The 22,081-nt window shown below is 66.7% G+C and carries 20 protein-coding genes and 1 pseudogene; 13 read left to right on the top strand and 8 right to left on the bottom strand.

The features are described 5' to 3' along the window. From J7I85_RS12420 to J7I85_RS12390, 7 genes and pseudogenes are all read left to right on the top strand, one after another. Positions 1-577: pseudogene (locus tag J7I85_RS12420) on the top strand (amino acid permease); the annotation flags it as partial. Between the two features lie 202 nt (positions 578-779). Then, positions 780-1,028 (top strand): SCO4226 family nickel-binding protein, encoded by a 249-nt coding sequence (locus J7I85_RS12415; protein WP_214852132.1) that lies wholly within the window; start codon positions 780-782, stop codon positions 1,026-1,028. A gap of 231 nt (positions 1,029-1,259) precedes the next feature. Next, positions 1,260-2,630: a rhodanese-like domain-containing protein gene (locus J7I85_RS12410; protein WP_214852129.1), complete on the top strand. Its 1,371-nt coding sequence runs from the start codon at positions 1,260-1,262 to the stop codon at positions 2,628-2,630. Positions 2,631-2,681: 51 nt separating this feature from the next. Further along, on the top strand, positions 2,682-3,206 hold the full coding sequence (locus tag J7I85_RS12405; protein WP_214852126.1) for a universal stress protein: 525 nt from the start codon (positions 2,682-2,684) through the stop codon (positions 3,204-3,206). Positions 3,207-3,314: 108 nt separating this feature from the next. Next, complete coding sequence (locus J7I85_RS12400; protein ID WP_214852124.1) at positions 3,315-4,631, top strand: ATP-binding protein; 1,317 nt, start codon at positions 3,315-3,317, stop codon at positions 4,629-4,631. A gap of 87 nt (positions 4,632-4,718) precedes the next feature. Then, positions 4,719-5,336: a hypothetical protein gene (locus tag J7I85_RS12395; protein WP_214852121.1), complete on the top strand. Its 618-nt coding sequence runs from the start codon at positions 4,719-4,721 to the stop codon at positions 5,334-5,336. Positions 5,337-5,339: 3 nt separating this feature from the next. Then, on the top strand, positions 5,340-6,590 hold the full coding sequence (locus tag J7I85_RS12390) for a low temperature requirement protein A (protein WP_214852120.1): 1,251 nt from the start codon (positions 5,340-5,342) through the stop codon (positions 6,588-6,590). Positions 6,591-6,599: 9 nt separating this feature from the next. Here the strand turns inward: J7I85_RS12390 and gluQRS are convergent, their stop codons facing one another. Further along, entirely contained in the window at positions 6,600-7,481 is an 882-nt protein-coding gene (gene gluQRS / locus J7I85_RS12385; protein WP_214852119.1) for a tRNA glutamyl-Q(34) synthetase GluQRS, read from the bottom strand. Positions 7,482-7,853: 372 nt separating this feature from the next. Here gluQRS and J7I85_RS12380 point away from each other — a divergent pair, with 372 nt between their 5' ends. After that, positions 7,854-8,312: an Lrp/AsnC family transcriptional regulator gene (locus tag J7I85_RS12380; protein ID WP_214852146.1), complete on the top strand. Its 459-nt coding sequence runs from the start codon at positions 7,854-7,856 to the stop codon at positions 8,310-8,312. A 186-nt stretch (positions 8,313-8,498) separates the two neighbouring features. Further along, complete coding sequence (locus J7I85_RS12375; RefSeq protein ID WP_214852118.1) at positions 8,499-11,228, top strand: FG-GAP-like repeat-containing protein; 2,730 nt, start codon at positions 8,499-8,501, stop codon at positions 11,226-11,228. Between the two features lie 124 nt (positions 11,229-11,352). On the opposite strand, the gene J7I85_RS12370 is transcribed toward J7I85_RS12375, so the two are convergent. Beyond that, on the bottom strand, positions 11,353-11,808 hold the full coding sequence (locus tag J7I85_RS12370; protein ID WP_214852117.1) for an Lrp/AsnC family transcriptional regulator: 456 nt from the start codon (positions 11,806-11,808) through the stop codon (positions 11,353-11,355). A 104-nt stretch (positions 11,809-11,912) separates the two neighbouring features. On the opposite strand from J7I85_RS12370, the gene J7I85_RS12365 reads away from it, so the two are divergent. After that, positions 11,913-12,560: a LysE family translocator gene (locus J7I85_RS12365; RefSeq protein ID WP_214852116.1), complete on the top strand. Its 648-nt coding sequence runs from the start codon at positions 11,913-11,915 to the stop codon at positions 12,558-12,560. Between the two features lie 52 nt (positions 12,561-12,612). Here the strand turns inward: J7I85_RS12365 and J7I85_RS12360 are convergent, their stop codons facing one another. The 6 genes from J7I85_RS12360 to J7I85_RS12335 all read right to left on the bottom strand — a co-directional run bounded on the left by J7I85_RS12360 (position 12,613) and on the right by J7I85_RS12335 (position 18,223). Continuing rightward, positions 12,613-12,972: a nuclear transport factor 2 family protein gene (locus J7I85_RS12360; RefSeq protein ID WP_214852115.1), complete on the bottom strand. Its 360-nt coding sequence runs from the start codon at positions 12,970-12,972 to the stop codon at positions 12,613-12,615. A gap of 44 nt (positions 12,973-13,016) precedes the next feature. Beyond that, entirely contained in the window at positions 13,017-13,979 is a 963-nt protein-coding gene (locus J7I85_RS12355; RefSeq protein ID WP_214852113.1) for a hypothetical protein, read from the bottom strand. Positions 13,980-14,005: 26 nt separating this feature from the next. Beyond that, a complete protein-coding gene (locus J7I85_RS12350) occupies positions 14,006-14,509 on the bottom strand; it encodes a DUF456 domain-containing protein (RefSeq protein ID WP_214852112.1) in 504 nt (167 codons plus the stop codon). Positions 14,510-14,705: 196 nt separating this feature from the next. Then, positions 14,706-15,911 (bottom strand): NADP-dependent malic enzyme, encoded by a 1,206-nt coding sequence (locus J7I85_RS12345; RefSeq protein ID WP_214852110.1) that lies wholly within the window; start codon positions 15,909-15,911, stop codon positions 14,706-14,708. Between the two features lie 289 nt (positions 15,912-16,200). After that, complete coding sequence (locus J7I85_RS12340) at positions 16,201-16,782, bottom strand: TetR/AcrR family transcriptional regulator (RefSeq protein WP_251024274.1); 582 nt, start codon at positions 16,780-16,782, stop codon at positions 16,201-16,203. 139 nt (positions 16,783-16,921) lie between these two features. After that, positions 16,922-18,223, bottom strand: a complete 1,302-nt coding sequence (locus J7I85_RS12335; RefSeq protein ID WP_214852109.1) for an MFS transporter — start codon at positions 18,221-18,223, stop codon at positions 16,922-16,924. A gap of 161 nt (positions 18,224-18,384) precedes the next feature. On the opposite strand from J7I85_RS12335, the gene J7I85_RS12330 reads away from it, so the two are divergent. The 3 genes from J7I85_RS12330 (at position 18,385) to J7I85_RS12320 (ending at position 21,816) form a co-directional block, all read left to right on the top strand. Beyond that, positions 18,385-19,515, top strand: a complete 1,131-nt coding sequence (locus tag J7I85_RS12330) for a thermonuclease family protein (RefSeq protein ID WP_214852107.1) — start codon at positions 18,385-18,387, stop codon at positions 19,513-19,515. Between the two features lie 40 nt (positions 19,516-19,555). Next, complete coding sequence (gene rraA / locus J7I85_RS12325) at positions 19,556-20,044, top strand: ribonuclease E activity regulator RraA (protein ID WP_214852103.1); 489 nt, start codon at positions 19,556-19,558, stop codon at positions 20,042-20,044. A gap of 119 nt (positions 20,045-20,163) precedes the next feature. After that, positions 20,164-21,816, top strand: coding sequence for an MDR family MFS transporter (locus J7I85_RS12320; RefSeq protein ID WP_214852099.1), 1,653 nt, complete (start codon positions 20,164-20,166; stop codon positions 21,814-21,816). Positions 21,817-22,081: the final 265 nt, after the last annotated feature.

Genomic DNA, 22,081 nt, shown 5'->3' with positions numbered 1-22,081 from the left:
GAACCTCGTGGTCCTCACCGCGGCCCTGTCCTCCCTCAACGCCGGCCTCTACTCCACCGGCCGGATCCTGCGCTCCATGTCCGTGGCCGGCTCCGCCCCCCAGTTCGCCCAGCGCATGAACAAAGCCGGCGTCCCCTACGGCGGCATCGCCATCACCGCCGGCGTCTCCCTGCTCGGCGTCCCACTGAACTACCTCGTCCCCTCGCAGGCCTTCGAAATCGTCCTGAACATCGCCTCCGTGGGCATCATCGTCACCTGGGCCACCATCGTCCTCTGCCAGATCCAGCTCAAGCGCTGGGCAGACAAAGGCTGGCTCAAACGCCCCTCCTTCCGCATGTTCGGCGCGCCCTACACCGGCTACCTCTCGCTGCTGTTCCTCATCGGCGTACTCGTCATGGTCTTCATCGACTCACCACTCACACTGCTGGTCACCCTGATCGCCATCGCGCTCATGGTCGCCGGCTGGTACTCCTGCCGCAAACGCATCCACGAAATCGCCGAAGCCCGCGAAGGCTTCACCGGCATGTCCCCCGTCATCGCCAACCGCCCCGGCCCGGGCGGCGCGGACCGGATCTAACCCGCTACTCACCCCTGCAGCTCAGCGCGGGTTGAGCGCGAACGGACACTTGAGGCCCAGTCTGAGGGCCCCAAGTGTCCGTTGGTGCTTAAGCAAGTGCAGCCTTTCCCGGATCCTATTGACGCCCGAATGGGGCAGGTCTAGTCTCAGCCGCATCCGCGGACCCACCACCGATCCACAAGCAGCACAAGGGAGTGTCATCATGCCGGAATTCATGGACGTCCACCGCAACATGACGGGGATTACCAAGGAGGATCTGAAAGCAGCCCACGACGCCGACCTTGCCATCCAGAGCGAGGAAAACGTCGAATTCAAGTCAGCGTGGGCAGACCCGGACGCCGGGGTTGTCTACTGCCTCTCGGAAGCGCCCTCGGCCGAGGCTGTGCAGCGCATTCACGAGCGGGCGGGGCACCGCGCAGACGAGGTGCACCCCGTTCCGCTGAGGGTCTGAGCCCCAGCCGCGCCCCCCTGCCACGCATTTTTGCACCGCTTTCCCGTGCCGGTTGACCCTTCGCCCGCGGCAACGCGGGCGCGCACATGCGGGGGCACGGGCAAAGTGGTGCAGAAATGCCAAGGCCCAGCGTCAGTCAGGCTCCTTCTGCCGCCAATCGGCCTACCATTGAGGCATCCGGGGCGAGGCCGCCATCGCGGCGCCTCCCCGGTGCGTCGAAGGGCCGGACCAATGGACGTCGTTGTCATCGAAACCCCGCAGCTCGGGGACCGCAGCTACCTGGTCCATGACGGCCGCGTGGCGCTGGTGGTCGATGCCCAGCGGGACACGGACCGCATCGAGGAGGCCGCGCGGAACGCCGGGGTGCAGATCACCCATGTGGCCGAAACCCACGTCCACAACGACTACCTCACGGGCGGCCTGATCCTCGCCCGCGCGCACGGCGCCAAGTATCTGGTGAACGCCGCGGACCCGGTGGCCTACGAACGCGAGCCGGTTGAGGACGGCCAGACCATGCAGATCGGCGGGCTCACCCTCCGGGCCGTGGCCACGCCCGGGCACACCCACACGCACCTGTCCTACATCCTCACGGACGGACGCGCCCGGGCCGTGTTTTCCGGCGGCAGCCTGCTCTTCGGCTCCGTGGGGCGCACCGATCTCCTCGGACCCGGAGACACCGCCGGGCTGACGCGGGACCAGTACGCGTCCGTCCACCGGCTGGCTGACGATGCCGGCCCCGAGGCCGCCCTCTACCCCACCCACGGGTTCGGCTCGTTCTGCTCGGTCGGACCCGCCGCGCGTGCAGAGACGTCAACCATTGCGGAGCAGCGGGAAGCCAACCATGCACTGACGGACCCGGATCCCGAGCACTTCGCGGCCGATCTCATGGCCAACCTCTCCGCGTACCCTTCCTATTACGCCCACATGGCCCCCATCAACATGACCGGCCCAGGGCCTGCGGACCTGAGCCTGCCGGAGTCGCTCGGCGCCGCTGAGCTGACGGAGCGGCTGGCGAACGGCGAATGGGTGGTTGACCTGCGCCACCGCGTTCTGTTCGCCAGCAACCACCTGCGGGGCACCGTCAGCTTCGAATACGGCTCTGGGCGAAGCTTCAGTTCCTACCTCGGCTGGGTTCTCCCCTGGGGCGAAAAGCTGACGCTCGTCGGCAGCCGTGAGGATCTGCAAGACGCCATCCGGGACCTTTCCCGCATCGGGATCGACCGCCCCGATGCCGCGGTGGGGACAGAACCCGGCGAGCTGGCGCCGGGAGCTCCCGTCGCCTCTTATCCCCGCGCCGGCTGGGCCGCCGTCGTTCATGAAAAGCCCGACGGCGACCCCGTGCTGGACGTGCGGCGCAGCGACGAGTTTGCCGCCTCCCACGTGGCAGGCGCAATTAACGTGCCGCTGCACGAACTTCTGGACCGCCTGGCCGAATTGCCTGCGGGGTGCTTGTGGGTGCACTGCGCCACCGGCTACCGCGCCGGCGTTGCGGCCAGCCTGCTGCAGCGGGCAGGCCGGGACGTGGTGCAGATCGATACCCGGTTCCGGGACGCCGCGGCGGCCGGCGTCGTCTTGCAGATGGAGCCGCTGCAGCGGCGGTGACTGTCCTATCCGTGCCCGGTGTTCCGGTCGAAATTGCAAAGGAGAACAACGATGGATGCTGAAGGCAAAGTGGTTGTGGGCGTGGACGGCTCGGACTCCTCGGTGGAGGCCCTCCGCCTGGCGGCGCGGCTGGCACCGGGCCTGGGTGCCCGCGTCCATGCCGTGGCCTGCTGGCACTTCCCGGAAATGTATGCCGGGTACATCCCCCCGGATTTCGAGGCGTTCGAGGCCTCGACTGCCAAGACCCTGGCCCAGTCCATCGAGAAGGCGTTCGGTCCGGACGTCCCGGAGACCCTGACCAGTGAGCTGGTGCGGGGGCCGGCCCCGGCCATGCTGCTGGAGGCGGCCGCCGGAGCGGCGTTGCTGGTGGTGGGGCGCAGGGGCCACGGCGGGTTCATGGGCCTGCACCTCGGCTCGGTGAGCACCGCCTGCGTCGCGCACGCCGAATGCCCGGTCCTGGTGGTGCACACCAAGGATGACCACGAGCGCACCCACCATTTCCGCAGGGGCGCCGCGTCCAAGGACGCACACGGGGACGCGGGCAGGGACGTATCCGTGAACGCAGCGAAGCGCTGACCATCCCACGTAACGCAACGCACCTGCAACCCCGTGCCGGCGCGTCATCGCCTATGCTCGGCTGAGCAGCTCAGAACTGGCTCAACGTCGAACCACGGGAGACACCTCATGACCAACTGGCGGATCCGGGACTTCCACTCCGCGGACCTGGACGGCATCCTGCACCTTTGGGAGTCGCTGAAGGCCACCAACGTCGAGCCCGTCTACGCGCTCTCCGAGGTGCTGGCATCCTGCGAGAAGGACCATGCCGTGGTGGCCGTCCTCGGCGATCAGGTGGTGGGCGCCGCCGTCGGACGTGCCGCGCACGACCAGGGCTGGATCGTCTTCCTGGCCACGCTGCCCGAATTCCGCGGCCGGGGCATCGGCACTTCCCTGCTGGCCGCCGTCGAAAACCGGATGGCGCCGCACGGACTGAACAAGCTTTCGGCCCTGATGCCCGAGTCGGAGACCCGGGTGGAGGCCTTCCTGAGCCGCGGCTTCGTGCTCAAGAAAAACCTGCGGTACTTCGAGCGCACCATCCCTGTGCAACGGCAGGAACTCGAGCCCCTGGGCCTGCTGGGCGGACGCATCCTGGCCCGGGACCTGTGGGAGAACGTGGCCGGCATGCGCCGGGAGAAGGAGCTCCTGGAACGCCGCCTGGTCCTGCCGCTGGCCGAGGCCGACCTCGCCGACGAATTCGGCGTGGTGCCGCCGCGGGCCGTGGTGCTGTTCGGCCCCCCGGGCACCGGCAAGACCACCTTCGCCAAGGCCATCGCCTCCCGGCTGGAGTGGCCCTTTGTTGAAGTCTTTCCCTCCCGGCTGGCCTCCGACCCCAAGGGCCTGGCCGGCGCACTGCGGGAGACGTTCCTGGAGATCTCCGAACTCGAGCACGCCGTCGTGTTCATCGACGAGGTAGAGGAGATCGCCTCCCAGCGCGCCGGGGACCCGCCGTCGCCCCTGCAGGGCGTTACCAACGAACTGCTCAAGATCATCCCGGCCTTCCGCGAACAGCCCGGCCGCATCCTGGTTTGCGCCACCAACTTTATCCGCGCCCTCGACTCCGCCTTCCTGCGGCACGGCCGGTTCGACTACGTGATCCCTATCGGCCTTCCGGACCGGCAGGCCCGCGAAGCCATGTGGCAGCGCTTCATCCCCGCCGCCGTGGTAGACGACGTGGACGTGGAACAGCTCGTGGACCGGACCAAGGGCTTCTCCCCCGCGGACATCGAGTACGCCGCGCGCAGCGCCTCCCAGCGTGCGCTGGAAAAGGCAGTGTACGACGACGGCGGGCTGGCCTCCGGGGGCGGCGTGTCCGTCCGCGAGGCGGTCCGGAAGGGTCCTGCCACCCAGGACTACCTCGACGCCATCGCGGACACCCGCACCACCGTCAGCGATGAGGTGCACCAGGAATTCCTGGAGGACATCGACGCCCTCGGCCGCGTGTAGCGCCGTTTAGACGGTTCCCTGCCGAATCGACCGGGCGAACGTCTAGCGTGCAGGCACCGTCTAAACGGCCACTGGGAGAGGAGAGGCATGATCCTGTTTCTCACGATCGTCAGCGGAGTAGCCTGGACCGTCGTTTATGTCGGGGCGATCAGGCTGGGCTTCCGGGAGCGCACCTACGCAATCCCGGCGGCGGCCCTGGCGCTCAACTTCGCCTGGGAAGCCATCTACGCGGCACGGTCCGTGGCCACGGGAATATCGGCGCAGGGTGTCTTCAACATCGTGTGGGGCCTGGCGGACGTCCTCATCCTCTACACCTTCCTCAGGTTCGGGCGGGGTGAGCTGCCGCCGTGGGTCACGCGGCCGCTTTTCCTGGCCTGGGCCGTTCTGCTGGGCATCACGTCGTTCGCAGTGCAGCTGCTCTTCGTGGCTGAATTCGGCTGGGACGACGCCACCAAGTACGCCGCGTTCCTGCAGAACCTGCTGATGTCCGGTTTGTTCATCGCGATGTTCGTCTCGCGCGGCAGCGGCCGGGGCCAGTCGCTCGTCATCGCCGTGGCCAAGTGGATCGGCACGCTTGCTCCCACCATTGTTTACGGCGGGTACGGAAACTCGCCCCTGATCCTGGGGCTCGGAGCGCTGTGCAGCGTGTTCGACCTGGCGTACATCGCCCTACTCTGGCGGGCACGTGGACGCGCTACTGTTTGATTCATGCCCTCTAATCCGCTTCGGCACGCCGTGGCCCGCATGGGCGGCCGGGATCCGCACCAGCCGCACCGGACAGCCACCCCTCTGGAGCTCTTCTTCGACCTGACCTTCGTGATCGCCTTCGGGGTGGCCGGCAGCCAGTTCGCCCACGAGATCGCGGAGGGACACTTCGGCGCGGGCCTGCTCGGCTTTTCCTTCGCGATGTTTGCCGTGATCTGGGCGTGGATCAATTTCACGTGGTTCGCCAGCGCCTACGACACCGACGACTGGGTGTTCCGGGTGGTCACCATGGTTCAGCTGCTCGGCGTCCTGATCCTGGCGATGGGCATCGAACCCATGTTCCACTCCCTGGTGGAGGGGAGGCACGTGGAGAACACGGCCATCGTCGGCGGCTACGTCATCATGCGGCTGGCCCTGGTCTCCCAGTGGCTGCGCGCTGCCCGGCAGGACCCGGCCCGCCGGCAGACGTGCCTGCGCTACGCGGGATACCTGGCAGTGGTCCAGCTTGGGTGGATCGCGGTGCTGTTCATCCAGGCGGACGTCGCCACCACCTTCCTGATGATTGCTCCGCTGTACGTGCTGGAGCTGGCCACCCCGTACGCAGCCGAGCGGAACGCCACCACGCCCTGGCACGCCCACCACATCGCGGAACGCTACGGCTTGCTGGCCATCATCGCGCTCGGCGAATGCCTGATCGGCGCCGTCGAGACACTCCGGGCCATCGTGGCCAACCATGGCTGGTCGGTTGATGCCGCCTTGGTGGGTTTCGGCGGCACCGCGCTGGCCTTCAGCATGTGGTGGATCTACTTCATCCTGCCCGCCGGCCGGGCCCTGCACCTGCAGCGGCACCGTTCCTACTTCTTCGGCTACGGCCACATCCCCGTTTTCGCCGCGATCGCTGCCACGGGAGCTGGCCTGCATGTCGCCGCCTACTACATCGACCATGGCGCCCACATCAGCGCCGCCGTCGCAGTCGCCAGCATCGCCGTTCCCGTGGCGCTGTTCAAGGTCTCGCTCACGGCACTCTTCAGCGCCATGACGTGCGTCGACCGCACCCTTATCGCCGTCACCACCGGAGTAGTATGCGTACTCGCCGGAACCGTGGTCCTGGCGGCGGGGGGCGTGTCGGTTCCCGTCTGCCTGCTCATCATCGTTGCCGCGCTCGGGGCCTCGATCGTTATCGATGAACGCCGGAGCACGGACCTGCTCCACGCGGCGCTGGAGAAGCTGGAGCAGCGGTCCAAGACCGCCTGACGCGCTCCGCTACGCCCCCGGCCAGACCCATGGATCACGAGGCAGGCTGACAGGCGAAAAGCCCTGGAGGGCGGTCTCCAGAGACCCGCCCGGGAGGCCCAGCGATTCCAGCATCCTGCGCTGCACAGCTTCCGCGGGGATTCCGACGGCAGCCAGATCACCCAGGGTGACTGCGCCATCCCGTTTGGCCAGCCGGACGCCCTCGGCGTTCACCACCAGCGGCACGTGGGCATATTCCGGAACGGGCATATTCAAGAGTGACGCGAGATATGCCTGGCGGGGCGTGGACGGCAGAAGGTCATCACCGCGGACCACCTGGTCAATGCCCTGCTCGGCATCATCCACGACGACGGCCAGGTTGTACGCAGTCACGCCGTCGTTGCGGCGCAAGACAAAGTCGTCCACCATGCCCGTGAACGTCCCGTGCAGCACGTCCTCCACCGTCCACTCGGCCACAGAGGAACGCAGACGGATCGCGGCCGGACGGGTGGACCGCTTGAACTCAAGCTCTGCCGCCGGCAGTCTTCTGCATGTGCCGGGATAGGCTCCCTGTGGCGCGTGCGGCGCGGAGGGTGCCTCCTGGATCTCACGGCGCGTGCAGAAGCATTCGTATGTCAGCCCGGCCGCGGCCAGCCGTCCGATGGCCGCCGTGTACAGCGGTTCGCGGTCCGTCTGGCGCACCGCTGCACCGTCCCAGGTCACTCCGACGGCCGCCAGGTCCCGCAATTGCACGGCCTCAGCCCCTGCCCGCGCGCGATCGAGGTCCTCGACGCGCAGCAGAAACCGCCGTCCGGTGGAACGGGCAAAGAGCCAGGCGAGGATTGCCGTCCGGAGGTTTCCCACATGCAGCTCACCGGAGGGGCTGGGGGCGAAGCGGCCAGCGCGAGTCATGCCCTCCACCCTATGCCGAACACCACAAGAGCCCCTCAGCTACCGCGCACTCCGGGCGTTGGCCGGGAATCGGTGGCTCAGGGGCTCTTGCCGTGCCTGTCCCGAACGGAACGCAGTTCCGGAAATCGAGGCACTTCCTGCGGAAAGACGAATGCGTGAACAAGTGTCAATCAGCGGCTACCTCCTTGCGGGAAGCGTGGTCCAGGGGGCCGGGTGATGTGCCGGGAGCCTGTAGCCTGCTGGCTTCGGGGGTAACCGTCGCCTGCGTTGCCACTATCTGAGCAGAAGACCTACAGTAGGCGCAATGGGCATGGAATGGACTGGTCAATCTGTCCAGTCGCGCATGCTGAAACAGGACAGGGAGTGATCAGATTGCAGCAGCTCGACGCGACGGACCGGCGGATCCTTGCCGCCTTGGACGAGGATCCGCGGCTGCCCATCATGGTCCTGTCCCAGCGGCTGGGCCTGGCCCGCGGGACTGTACAGTCGCGCCTGGAGCGGATGACGGCGTCGGGCGCCCTCCGGCCCAACAGCAGCCGAGTGCTTCCCGCGGCCCTGGGCAGGGGTGTTGCCGCCGCGGTCAGCGCCGAACTGGACCAGAGCCACCTCAACGAAGCCATCGCCGCGCTGCGCGAAATCCCGGAAGTACTGGAATGCCATGCCCCTGCCGGCGACACGGACCTGCTGATCCGAGTGGTGGCCACCAGCCCTGATGACCTGTACCGGGTTTCCGAGGAGATCCGGCTGTGCCCGGGAATCGTGCGGACGTCCACCAGCATGTTCCTGCGCGAGGTGATTCCCTACCGGACCACGGGCCTCCTAGAGCACTGACTTAGGCCCCCTCGGAGTGCCGCTCCGATACTGCGCAAATCATAGGGGAAAACTGCGGATATTCCGGCGGCCGTCCTGCGGTGGCGACTGTAACCTGATTCAGCATCTGCCGCAGCGCTGGGCACGCAGCGGGTGCATTGTTCACTCAGGGTCTCCGCCGGGGGGTCGGTCTCAATAAGGAACTCAATGCGCTCTTTTTCCCGTTCAATCGCGTCGGTCACCGGCTTGCTGGTTCTCGCCGCGGGCCTCGTCTCGCTTCCCGCCACCGCAATGGCGGCCACAGATCCTGCCGCGGGCGGCACCGCACTGCCGGTGCAGTCCCCGACGGAACAGGAGCACCACGGATACGAGTCCGCGCCGGGCGTCCCGGCGGACGGGCCGCCTGCCGGACTGGCCCTCCAGACTGAGGCCGGGGGAACGGCGTCAGCGCCCCTCACGGTCCAGCTCGTCACTGCAAAGCTGGCGGACACCGGGAGCAGCACCGTCGACATTGAAGCAGCAAAGCGCGCCGTCACCGCCACCAGCAGCTACTGGAAGGCCATGTCCGGCGGCCGCATTTCGATGACGGTGAACCCGAATCTGACGAAAGTAGGCCATGTTTCCGCAGCGCGGTCGACGGACTCCTACTACGACATGATCAACAAGATCACCACCGAGCTGAAGTGGACCTACGGACTCAACAAGTCACTGGTGATCTTCGTCCCCAGCGCCACGCTCTCCGGCGGCGCACTCGGCGCCGGCTACAGCAGCACGGGCAACAGCGGCCGTGTACTGATGCCGCAAGTCAGCGGCTTCACCAACAGCGTGATCGCTCACGAGTTCGGGCACGTCCTGGGATCCATGCACGCCGATGCCCTGCAGTGCAGCAGCGGCGTCTCGGATGTGGGCGTCACGAGCACCGGGCAGTTCACCGATTCCTCCTGCTACATCCGGGAATACGGTGACAGCACTGACCTGATGGGAATGTCCAGCTACAACATGCCCGTGATCAGCGCCCCGTTCTGGGAAGCCAGGGGCTTGGGCACAGCCACCGACATCCGCGACCTCGGCGTGGCTTCCGGCGTGAAGAGCTACGCACTGAAGCCCTGGGGCGACACGAAGCTGGCCTACCGCGCGGTGAAGTTCACCGATCCGGTCAGCAAGGAGGTCTACTACCTGGAGCTCCGGCAGCCCGCCGGCTACGACGCGTACCTGGCCAGCGGGCCCGCGGGTAACCGGGGCGTGAAGGTGGTCCAGCGGGGCGGCGCCACCCCCTCGTCCTCGCTGGCGCTGATGCCGTCCACCGTTCCGTTCAGCGGGTACTACGCCACCAATCACACCTGGCAGGCCGGCAGCACGTTCATCACGCATGCGGGAACCCGGGTCACCATCAATGCCGTCACCGCCACCTCGGCCACCGTCACCATCGACGCCGACCTCGCCCTCCACACCAAAATTCAGTTCTCTGCCGGTGACTTCAACGGGGACGGCCGGGCGGACATGATCTCCCGCGAAACCGACGGTTCGCTCCTGCTGCTCCCCGGACTGGGCGGAAACAAGCTCGGCACCCCGGTCAGGATCGGTTCCGGCTGGAATGCCTTCAACCTGGTCCTAGGCAACGGTGACTTCAACGGGGACGGGCAGTCGGACATCATTGCCCGCACCTCCGACGGCGGCCTGTGGCTTTACCCCGGCAGCGGAACCGGCGGCTTCCAGCCGCGAAAGCAGATTGGCTCCGGGTGGCAGATCTTCAAACGCGTCGTAGCCGCGGGTGATTTCGACGGTGACAGCAAGCGGGACCTGCTGGCCATCCGGGGCGATGGCGCCCTCCTGCTGTACCCCGGTAAAGGGATCGGCGGCTTTGCTGCCGCGCGCCAAGTGGGCTCCGGGTGGCAGGCGTTCACTGCTGTGGCTTCAGCCAACGGCCTGGCGGAGGATACGCCCGGTCTGCTGGCGCGCTCAAGCGACGGAGTGGTCTACCTTTATCCCGGAAATCGAACCGGGGGGTTCGGGCCCCGGAAAACCATGTCCACGGGCTGGAACGGCGTGGCGGACATCGTCGGTGACCAGGATTTCACGGGCGATGGAAAAACCGACATGCTGGCCGCCAGCACAGCGGGCTCAATGACAGTTCATGCTGGAAACGGATCAGGAGGCTTCGCAGGGCGCCTGAGAATCGGTGCCGGCTGGGGCCGGTTCGATAAGGTCTGGGAGGCGGGAGACTTCGATGGTGATGGACGGCCGGATATCCTCGCCCGTACGTCCCAAGGAGACCTGCTGCTCTATGCGGGCAATGGTTCTGGCGGCTTCCGGACCTCTCGCCTGATCGGCAGCGGCTGGAACGCGTTCACCCAAATACTCTCCGCCGGGAACTTCGACGGCGCGGGCGGTCCGGATCTGATCGCAGCTTCCCCTGATGGCGGGCTGCTGATGTACCCCAGCGATGGCAAGGGCAACTTCTATCCCTCGAAACGGATCGGCAACGGCTGGAACGTCTTTTCCCGGATACTTGCACCCGGCGACTTCAGCGGCGACGGGAGGGCGGACATTATGGGACAGTCGGCGGACGGCACGATGTGGCTTTACCCGGGCAGCGGCACGGGGGGCTTCCAGCCCAGGAAGCAGATCGGCGACGGTTGGAACTCCTTGTCTGACGTCATCGGCGCAGGCGACTTCAACGGCGACGGGAAGGCCGACCTGATGGCGCGGATGCAGGATGGGACGCTCCTTCTCTATCCCGGCAATGGTGCGTCGGGTTTCCTTGCACGGAGACAGATTGGCGCCGGATGGAACACCTACACCGCCATGGCAGGAGTGGGTCGGTTCACTGGGACAGGTAGCCCGAATCTCGTCGCCGTAGCACCGGACGGGACGCTCGTTCTTTACAGCGGGACGGGGACCGGGAGCTTCCGCAGCGTGATCCTGAATCCCCGCTGAGCACGGGAGACAGTTAGGCGCGAACGGACACTTGGGGCCCCTGATCCACTCGGATTCGGGGCCCCAAGTGTTCGTTCGCGCTAGTGGAACGTTCGCGCTCGGGGACGACGGCGGGCACGCCGCCTCAGACGGGCGGGCCTACGTTGGATTTCAGGTTCTTCATCACCAGGGTTGAGGTCATCCGCTCCACCCCGGGCAGCACCGTCAGCTCACTGTCGTAGAAACGCTGGTAAGAGGGCAGGTCCGCCGCGATAACCTTCAGCAGGTAGTCCGGGGAGCCGAACAGCCGCTGCGCCTCCACGATGTTCGGGTTCTCCGCCACCCGGTTCTCGAAGATCTCCATGGTGGGGCGGTCCACCTGCCGGAGCGTCACGAACACAATTGCCTCAAAGCCAAGCCCGACGGCGGCCGGGTCAATGTCCGCTTTGTAGCCGCGGATCACGCCGGACTGCTCAAGGTCCCGGAGCCGGCGATGGCACGGGGCAACGGTGAGCCCCACCTTGGCGGCCAGCGCCGTGGCAGTCATTCTGCCGTCCTCTTTGAGGTGGCGCAAAATGCTTCTGTCGATATGGTCAATCACGCAAAAATCTTACTCCAGCCGCCGCGATCCGGGCGAAATTGGAGAGCACTTCTGGACGCGTTTTGCCTAGGCTTTTCTTACAGCCCAACACGCAGGAGCCCGCCATGAACCCCCAGCTTTTCCTCGCCTTTATCGTGGTCGCAGCCGCCCTCGCCTGCACCCCGGGGGTGGACTGGGCCTACTCGATCACCGCGGGCCTGGGCCGCCGCAGTTTCGTGCCCGCCGTGGCGGGGCTGTGCAGCGGATACGTGCTGCACACCGTCCTCATGGTGGCCGGGCTCGCCGCAGTACTGGCCAGCATGCCGGGCCTGCTGGGGTGGATCACGGTGGCCGGTGCCGTCTACCTGCTGTGGCTGGGGACCGTCACCATCAGGTCATGGCGTGGTGCGAGCTTCACGGCCGCGGCCGCCGTCGGGAATCCGGGGCAGAACCAGCTCCGGTCCTTCTTCCAGGGCATGGGGACCAGCGGCATCAATCCCAAGGGCCTGCTGTTCTTCCTGGCCCTCGTGCCGCAGTTCGTCAGCGCCGACGCGCCGCTGCCCGTGCCGGTGCAGTCCGGACTGCTGGGGCTGACCTTCGTGCTGCTTGCGGCCCTCGTGTACACCTGCGTGGCCCTGCTGTCGCGGAAACTGCTGCAGTCCCGGCCGGACGCGGCCCGCCGCGTGACGCTGACCAGCGGCATCATCATGGTGCTCCTGGGCGCCGCGCTGCTCTCGGAGCAGCTGCTTCCGGCCCTGGGCAGGTTCGTATAGAGGCAGGTTCGTCCGGAAGCCCGTCCGCCTCGAAGCCGGGCCAGCGGCAGGCTCAGACCTTTTGCTCCATGAACCACTCGGTGAAGCCCGAGGCCCGCCCGTCGGCATCGAGCCGGATCACCCACAGGTTCTCGTAGTTCGGGCGGTCATCAAGGTACGCGGTGCGGCCCTGCACGAACGCGAGGTCGCCGTCGGACCCCAGCAGCGACCATTCGAACGTCCAGTCCTCCGGCTGGTCCGCCGACCCGATCCAGCGCTGCACGATCTGTTCGCGGCCCCGCCACGGGTCAGGGTCGTAGGGCCGCGTGGCGTATACGGCCTCCTCCGTGAAGAGCGCCCCTATATCCGCGGGGTCGTTCGTGGTCCACGCCGCGATGTACTTGTCCATCCACTGCCTGATTGCGTCAGTCATGGGTCCGTTGTATCGCGGCCCTGTACTGCCCACAAGAGCCCGCCTCAGTCCCCGCCGAACTGCTTCCACTTCTGTTCCCACGCCCGGCGCGCCTCGATGTCCTTCCGGATGACCTCGAAGGTTTCAAGCTCCGCCTTCTTGCCGCGCTGCCAGTCCCGCGGATTGAGGGACTTCCGCCCGTTGTCCAGCAATATCAGGGCACGGTCGGTCAGGGCGTCATTGCGCAGAGACATGCTGGTCTTCTGCCGCCGCAGGACTTCCTTGAGTGCCTGCTGGGCCTGGCTGTGGGCGCCGAGCCGGCGGAGGGAGCGCGCCCGCACCAGGAGCAGCGCCGCGGAGAGGTCGTCGGCGTTCATCAGGCCCTCGGTCCAGACCACCACCTCCTGGTCCCGGCCCAGGGCTGCGGCGAGTGCGCATCTCGCCAGCGCGGTGGGCAACGACGGCGGCAGCCTGACCAGCGTTTCAAGGGCAGCCTCGGTCTGTCCCGTTTCCCGGAGGGAATGGGAGAGCGCCAGGAATACCGACTCCTCGCTGAACAGCACCGGTACCACGACGCGTTCGGCGACTTCCACCCGGGTGACCACGTGCGTGAGGTAACTGGCGGCGAACTGGTTGGCTTCGTCGTCGTTCCTGATGGAAAGCCCGCGCTGCAGGAGCTCCGCGGCCCGCAGGTAGCCGCCCTGCTTGTAGGCGAGGAGGCCGGCCATCACGCAGCAGAGCCCGGCCCAGCCGGGATAGGCGCGGCCGGCGGCGATAAGCCTGTTGGGGTCGGTGTTGGAAAAGATGGCGTCGTACACGGTCCTGGCAGCTTTGCCGGGCAGCAGCTTGAGCCGCGGCACGCTGCCGTCCACGCTGATCCGGGAGTCCCCGCCTCCGAGTACGCCGTGGATCAGCCCGCCCATGCCCTCGGCTATTTCGCGGACCGGCGTGCGGACCTTGCCGCAGCCAAAGGGTGTGAGGTCGCGCGTGTCGCGGTAGATCGGTCCTGGAAAGTGCCCCGCGCTCATTCCTCCATGCTAGTGGCCGGCCCGAACTAGGCCGAAGCTGCGCCCACCCACACGCCCACCACCCAGGTGCTGGCGGCGAGGCAGGCCAGGCCGAACTCCGCGAGCATGCCCAGGCCCGTGGCCTTCAGGGCGGCCCAGCTGGAGGTCAGCGCCGCCCGCAAGTTCCGTGTGCGCAGGACTTCGCTGAGCAGCAGCCCGGCGGCAAAGCCCACGAACAGGCCCACCACGGGAATGACGAACATGCCGGCAATGCCCAGCACAACCCCGACGGCGACGCTCCGGTTGGGAATCCGGTGCTCCTTCAGTTTGCGGCCGGCGAGGACGGCGCTGGCCGCCATGCCTGCCAGCACAAACACCATGCCCACGGCGAAAACCACCCAGCCGGTCACGCCCTCGCCGCCCCAGATGGCCCACGCCAGCAGGCTCAGGCCGATCAGGAAACTGCCGGGCAGGACAGGGATGACGGTGCCGGCAACGCCAACCAGGATGGCCAGGCCGCACAGGACGGTCACGAGGGTTTGGGCGTTCATGCCCCCAGTCTAGGGCGGGGCAGCCTGGGGTCGGGCCAGTACGGCAGCACGCCGCGGCGCGCGGACTTTGCCGGGAACGACGACGGCGGTGCCTCCCCAGCAGGGGAGGCACCGCCGTCGGATCTTCAGTGAGCCCTGGGCCTTCAGTCAGCCGTTCGCTTCCGTCGGCCGTTCCGGACCGGCGCTTTAGCCGGCCTTAGTTGGCTTCGGCTTCGACTGCCGCGGCAACAGCGGCCGTGACGGCCGGCGCAACGCGCGGGTCCAGCGGGCTGGGGACGATGTAGGACGCGGAGAGCTTGTCATCGGCCAGTTCTGCGATGGCGCGGGCCGCGGCAACCTTCATTGCCGGCGTGATGCGGCGTGCGCCGGCGTCCAGCGCGCCGCGGAAGATGCCGGGGAACGCCAGGACGTTGTTGATCTGGTTGGGGAAGTCGCTCCGGCCGGTGGCCACCACCGCGGCGTACTTGGACGCGACCTCGGGCAGGACTTCGGGGTCCGGGTTGGACAGTGCGAACACGATGGAGCTGTGGTTCATCAGCTTCAGGTGCTCCTCGTCCAGCTTGGAGGAGGAGACGCCGACGAAGACGTCCGCGCCCAGCAGGGCTTCCCCGGGGCCGCCTGAGATGCTGCGCGGGTTGCTGCGCTGCGCCATCTGGGCCTTCTTGCTGGCGGGGTCGGCGGCGATGTCGGCACGCTCGGAGTTGATCACGCCGCGGGAATCCAGCAGCACCACGTCCTCGATGCCCGCGGTGAGCAGGATTTCGGCAATGGCTATGCCTGCGGCGCCGGCACCGGAGATCACCACGCGGAGTTCCTCGAGCCCGCGGCCGGTGACCCTGGCGGCACCGGTCAGCGCCGCGAGGACCACGACGGCGGTGCCGTGCTGGTCATCGTGCATGACGGGGCAGTCCAAGGCTTCGATGAGCTTTTCTTCCAGCTCGAAGCAGCGCGGAGCGGCGATGTCCTCGAGGTTGACGGCACCGAAGCTCGGGCGCAGCCGGACGAGGGTTTCCACGATCTCGTCCACATCGGTGGTGTTAAGGACCAGCGGGATGGAGTCCAGCTCGCCGAAGGCCTTGAAGAGGGCAGACTTGCCTTCCATGACGGGCAGCGAGGCGCTGGGGCCGATGTTTCCCAGGCCGAGGACGGCCGTGCCATCGCTGACAACGGCCACGAGGCGCTGGGCCCAGGTGTGGCTCTTGGCGAGTTCCGGGTCAGCGTGGATGGCGCGGCTGACCTGGGCGACGCCCGGCGTGTAGGCGATGGAGAGGTCGCGCTTGTTGCTGAGGGGGACGGTGCTGGCGATGGAAAGCTTGCCGCCCTCGTGGGCAGCGAAGATCTCCTGGTCAGTCAGCTCTGCGGCTGCGCTGGTGTCGTTCGTAGCGATAGTTTCAGTGGACACGTCGTTGTCTCCTGTGGCTAGCCGTGGGCGCACGGCACAGTATGGCTCAAGCAATCGAAGCTCAAGATGGTCAGATACGCGCTTCCGCTGACGGCCCCAGGGTGGCGGGTCCCGTCAGAAAGCCAGTGGAGCTGGGGTGCTGGCCACTCCGGTACTGCCATGTTAGACAGGACAAAGGCCCACTTTTTGCCATTTCGGACCTGTTGGACCGAACGGAACGCATTTAAAGCTGATTTGTGGCTCATTTCACCGCTTTTCGCACCTTTTATGACCCGCCGGTCTAGACCGGTTACGCGGTATTCCGCGCTAACCGGGGCGCCGGCGTCAGCAGGGCGCACGCCTTCTTTAGGTCTTCCTCCGCCTCAAAGAGGGATAGTCTACGGCAGCGCACGGACTGGACTAGACCGGTGACCGTCGGCAGCAGGACCCGGGCGACAGCAGGGTCGCCACACACTGCGGCGACGGCGCGCTCCGCCAGGGAATCGATCTCTCGCAGCAGGCCGGTGGTGTCCCGGTCCTTGAGGTACACGCCTTGGCTGAGGCACTGTTCGACGGCGGGCTGCATGACGCGCATGTGGAAGATTTCCATGGCCACACCGGAGAGCGCATGGATGCGGACAGCGCCCGGCCCGGTCCCCGTCTTGAGCTCGCCGAGCTGATGCCGGTACAAGGCCAGCATCAGGTGGGTGGCGGAGGGGAAGTAGCGGTACAGGGTGCCGAGGGGGACGTTGGCTTGGGCGGCAACCTCGGACAGGGTCACGGACTGGAGGCCCTTCCGCGCGAACCCGGCGGCCACCTCCAGAATCCGGTTATAGCGGCGCTGCTGCCGGGGAAGGGAGGGCGGGGCGGCCATGGGCGGAAGATCAGGCATAGAGTCAAGCATCATCAGTCCGGAGGTTGAGATTCCTGGTGCAGTCAGGGAGAGCCCCATTCCCGGTCCTGCCGCGATTCGCACACCACTATACGGCACAGGCCTCCGCGCTCCCTTGGAGCCGGAAATGTCGCCGACGCTAGGCAACGCCCTTGATCTTGACCACGAACACGGCCCCCAGCAGCCCGATTACCGCGGCAGCAACGTAGAGCGACACGTAGCCGCCCCACAGCGTGACGAAGGGCCAGGCCAGTACCGGGGCGATGACCTGGGGCAGCGAGCTGGCGACATTGATGACGCCCAGGTCCTTGCCCCGCTCGCCCGCGCTGGGCAGCACCTGCGTGATGAGGGCGAAGTCAACGGCAAGGTAGGCGCCGAACCCTATGCCGAGCACGCTGGCGCCGACGATGCCGCCGATCCAGGTGGGCGCAAAGGCCAGGATGAGGGACGCCAGCGCAATGATGGCCGAGGATGCGATGACCAGGGGCTTACGCTTGCCCATCCTGTCACTGAGCCTGCCGCCCACCACGCTGGTGATGATCACGAATACGGCGTACAGCCCGGTTAGCACCAGCACGCCGAAGGCTGGTTCGAGCCCCGTGGTCTCCTTCAGGTGCACGGCGTCCGCCAGGAAGAACAGCAGGTACAGGGTGACCATGTGGTTGCCGATGTTGACCAGCAGCCGGGTGATCCACGCCCAGGCAAAGTCCGGATGGCGCAGCGGCCGGATAAAGCCGAGCAGGAACTCCGACCAGTTCAGCCGGGGCCGGGCAACTGCGGGCAGCGGCGCGTCGTCACTCCGGAAGAGGTACATCACCACGCCCGCCACCAGCGCTGCCGCGCACACCACATAGCCCAGTGCGAAGTTTCCACTGACGACGGCAGCAATCACCGCGCCGAGGAGGATGCCCATCGTCTGGCCCATGGCCGCCAGCCCGCCGACGGTGGCACGCTGCGGAACGGGGACCCGGTCAGGAAGGGCAGCGGTGATGGCCGCGTAGGCGCCGTTGCAGCCTGCCTGCACGAGGCACCACAGCAGGGTCATGACCGCCACGTTCGGAGCCCCGGCCAGGCCAACCAGCGCCGCCGCACCCAGGACGGCACCCGCCAGCACCCATGGCACCCGGCGCCCGAAGCGGGAAGTGGTCCGGTCGCTGAAGGCGCCGAAAAGCGGGTTCGCCACGAGCGACACCGCTGCCCCGGCACCTGTCACCAGCGCGAGGATGGCTTCCTTCTGCCCGGGATCGAAATGTTCCGCCTGCTGCGCGAGGAGCACCTGGATGGGGCCGAAAAACGCCGCGTTAATGCCGAGGTTGACCAGCACCACGCCCGTGATCCACAGGGACCTGACGCGCTCCGTCGGTTCAGCGAGCGCGGCGGATGGCCGCGTGCCCACCATGCCAGGGTCGGGTACGGCGCCGGGTATGTCGGACAGGCTCATGGCGGTCTCCCCCTGAAACATCGTGATGATGGAATCAGACTATCTGCAGGACGTTTAGATCAGCGTTCTTTGCAGCGATAGAATGCGTTGCCTGCACACCTCCTGCCACCGGGGTACCGCTCGCAGAGACACCTATTGCTCTTTCCATGGGGGAACGCAACTTGTCATCACACATCCCCGGCCATCGCGCCCTACTCAAATCCGCCGCTGTTGCGATCGCCGCCGCTCTGGCGCTCACGGCTTGTACCACCAACAGCACCCAACAGGCCTCCAGCTCCAGCCAGAGCCCTGCAAATGACGAGGCCACAGTCAGCCGCGTCATCGACGGAGACACCTTCGTGGCAACGACCCGTGAAGGCGAGAAGACCATTCGCCTGCTCAACGTCGATACGCCGGAAACCAAGGATCCGAACGCTCCCGTAGAGTGCCTCGGCCCCGAAGCTACCACCGCGCTGGAGCAGCTCCTTCCAGTCGGGTCGGTGGTCCGTTTGGAGCTCGATGTAGAGCCAACCGACAAGTATGGACGCACACTCGCCGGCGTTTTTGATTCGTCAGGAACCCTTATCAACGCGGAGGTCGCGCGCCAAGGCTTGGGTGTTCCGATGCTTATAGAGCCGAACCGCAAGTTTTACCCGGCGGTTGAGGAAGCCTTCGACGAGGCCCGGACCCGGGCTGTGGGACTCAACTCTACGGATCTCGCGTGTCTGCCTGCGCAGCAGGTTGAGAAGGCGGTCGCAGCAGTTGAGACGATCACGGCTGTTCCGCTCTCCGAATCGACGTCAGCACTCGACAAATCAAATGCGGGGCTTGCAACCGCCCTGGCGACCATCGCAGCGCTGAAGGCGGCCTCGGAAGCTAAGGGCAAGGTCCATTGGGCTGCCTACCAGCCAGCCAAGCTGGCTCAGCTCGTTTCACGGCTTAACACTTCAGCCTCAGCGGCGACAGCACGGCAGGCAACAATCAAGGGTAAGAAGAAAAGCCTCGCCGATGCGGCAGCAGCAGCGAAGGCGGCCCGGGTGAAGGCTGAATCCGCAGCAAAGTCGGCAGCTGCGAAAATGGCGGCTGAGGCGGCCGCAGCAGCCAAGGCCAGGGCTGCAGCTGATGCCGCCGCCGCGGAGGCCGAACGCATCAGAAACCTTCCTCCTGTCTATGTTCCGCCGGCTCCCCCTGTCTACGTTCCGCCCGTATATGAACCGCCGGCAGCTCCGGCACCGGTCACCGACCCGTACCCGGGCTACACCGGGCCGCGCTGCTACGCACCCGGCGGTAAGACGTGGAGGCCCTGCGGATAGCTAGGCTTTGATAGCCGCACCACGATCCCGAGGAGAACCAATGACCGCTTCGCCTGCCAATGCCGCCATCAACACCGCCGACCTCTACGATGACCGCGGCGACGAGTTGGACTCCGTCTCCCTGCAATTCCAGTCCCTGGGCGGTCACACGCATTTCAGCGGCCCCGTCCGGACTGTGCGCTGCCTGGAGGACAACGCCCTCGTCAAGGCCGTCCTCGCCACACCCGGGAACGGCGCCGTGCTGGTGGTGGATGGCGCCGGTTCGCTGCGGACCGCTCTAATGGGGGACCTGATCGCGGCGAGCGCCGTGGCAAACGGCTGGGCCGGCGTCGTAATCAACGGTGCCATCCGCGACCGCGAGGCCATCGCAGAACTCCCCCTCGGCGTCAAAGCCCTCGGCAGCAACCCGCGCAAGAGCGCCAAGGCCGGGGCGGGAGAGACTGACGTGGACCTGCTGATCGACGGCGTGACCATCCGCACCGGCGCCACTATCTGGTGCGATCCTGACGGAATCCTCATCGAGCGCTGAGACACGTAGGGCACTCCGCGGGAAAATTTCCGTTGCTCCGGGGAACAAAGCAGCAAGTAACATAGTTACTGAAAGCAACTATCAAATGCGATCCCCTTTCTCTTGACCCTGGAGCAGCCATGTCCAAATCCACTGTCGGACCCGCGCCCGGAGAGGCCCTGACGCAGCGGCAGACCATCACCGTCATGGTGGGGCTGATGCTCGGCATGTTCCTGTCCTCGCTGGACCAGACCATCGTGTCCACCTCCATCTACACCATTGCCAACGACCTCGACGGGCTCTCCCTCCAGGCATGGGCCACCACGGCATACCTGATCACGTCCACGGTCACCACCCCGCTGTACGGCAAGCTCAGCGACATCTTCGGCCGCCGCCCGCTCTACCTCGCGGCGATCATCATCTTCCTGGCCGGCTCGCTGTATGCCGGCTCGGTGCACTCGATGACCGAACTGGCCATCGCCCGCGGCATCCAGGGCATGGGCGCCGGCGGCCTCCTGGCCCTGGCACTGACCATCATCGGCGACATCGTGCCGCTCAAGGACCGGGCCAAGTTCCAGGGCTACTTCATGTCCGTATTCGGCATCTCATCAGTCCTCGGCCCCGTCGTGGGCGGCGCCTTCGCCGGTTCGGAGAGCATCCTGGGCTTCGACGGCTGGCGCTGGGTCTTCTTCATCAACCTGCCCATCGGCCTGGCCGCGCTGGCCGTGGTGTTCCTCTACCTCCACCTGCCCGCCAAGCACGTCAAACAGCGGATCGACTACTGGGGCGCCGCAGCCATCACCCTTGCCATCGTCCCGCTGCTGCTCGTCGCCGAACAGGGCCGCAGCTGGGGCTGGACCTCAGCCAATTCCTTCATCTGCTACGGCCTGGGCGTCCTCGGCATCATCACATTCCTGCTGGCAGAGCGCCGCGCCGGGGACTACGCCCTCATCCCGCTGCGCCTCTTCCGGAACGTCACCTTCGGGCTGTCCTCGCTGCTGAACTTCATCATCGGCATCGGCATGTTCGGCGCCATCGCGATGCTGCCCATGTACCTGCAGCTGGTCAAGGGCCTCACGCCCACCGAGGCCGGCCTGATGATGATCACCTTCACTGTCGGCATCCTGACCGGCTCCATCACCGCCGGACGGACCATCTCGGCCTCGGGCACCTTCCGGATCTTCCCGATCCTGGGCACCGCCACCCTGACCTGCTCCGCGACCGTGATGGGCCTGTCCCTGGGCGCTGACACCCAGCTCTGGGTCCCCGGGCTGATCGCGGTCTTCTTCGGCCTGGGCCTGGGCTTCTGCATGCAGCCGCTCACCCTCGCGATGCAGGTCTCGGTGCCCGCGAAGGACATGGGCGTTGGCACCTCCACCGCCGCGTTTTTCCGCTCCATGGGCGGCGCGGTGGGCACGGCGGTGTTCATCTCCATGCTGTTCAGCCTGGCCGCGGACAAGATCGCAAGCGGCATGAAGGACGCCATGCAGAATGCCGCTTACGTGAAGGTCCTGAAGGACCCCGCTGTCGCCGCCGATCCCGCGAACGCCAAGCTCTACGACTTCTTCAAGAACGGCGCCAGCAACGAATCCCTTAACGACACCAGCTGGCTGCACTCCGCGAACCCGGTGCTCACCCGGCCCATCACCGAGGGCTTTGCCCAGTCGATCGACGCCGTCATGCTCACCGCTGCCGTCCTCACCGGCATCGCCTTCCTCATCAGCTTCGCGCTGCCGAAGAAGAAGCTCACGGACCCGAAGGCCGTCATGAAAGAACCCGCGGCGGCCCACTAGGCGCCGCTCACCACTCGTTGTCGGCGGAACTTCCGCACCTGCGTTACGGCAGGCACCTTCCGGGGTGCCTGCCGTTGCGTTTTCCGCGGAAATCCGCCGGATGCGGCACCAAACGGACGACGACGGCGGGACCTCCCGCCGTCGTCGTCATCCGTCCCGGAGTGGATCAGCGCCCGGTGACGTGGCACACTGTTAGGCGCGTGTGCGCCGGCCGACAGGGCCGGTTTCCGCAGCCGACGACGTTTGCACCGCATCCACCCACCCC

Source organism: Arthrobacter sp. ISL-65, from assembly GCF_018613795.1.
In the GTDB taxonomy this organism is placed as follows: Bacteria; Actinomycetota; Actinomycetes; order Actinomycetales; family Micrococcaceae; genus Arthrobacter.
This window is presented reverse-complemented; position numbering and strand designations above follow the sequence as displayed.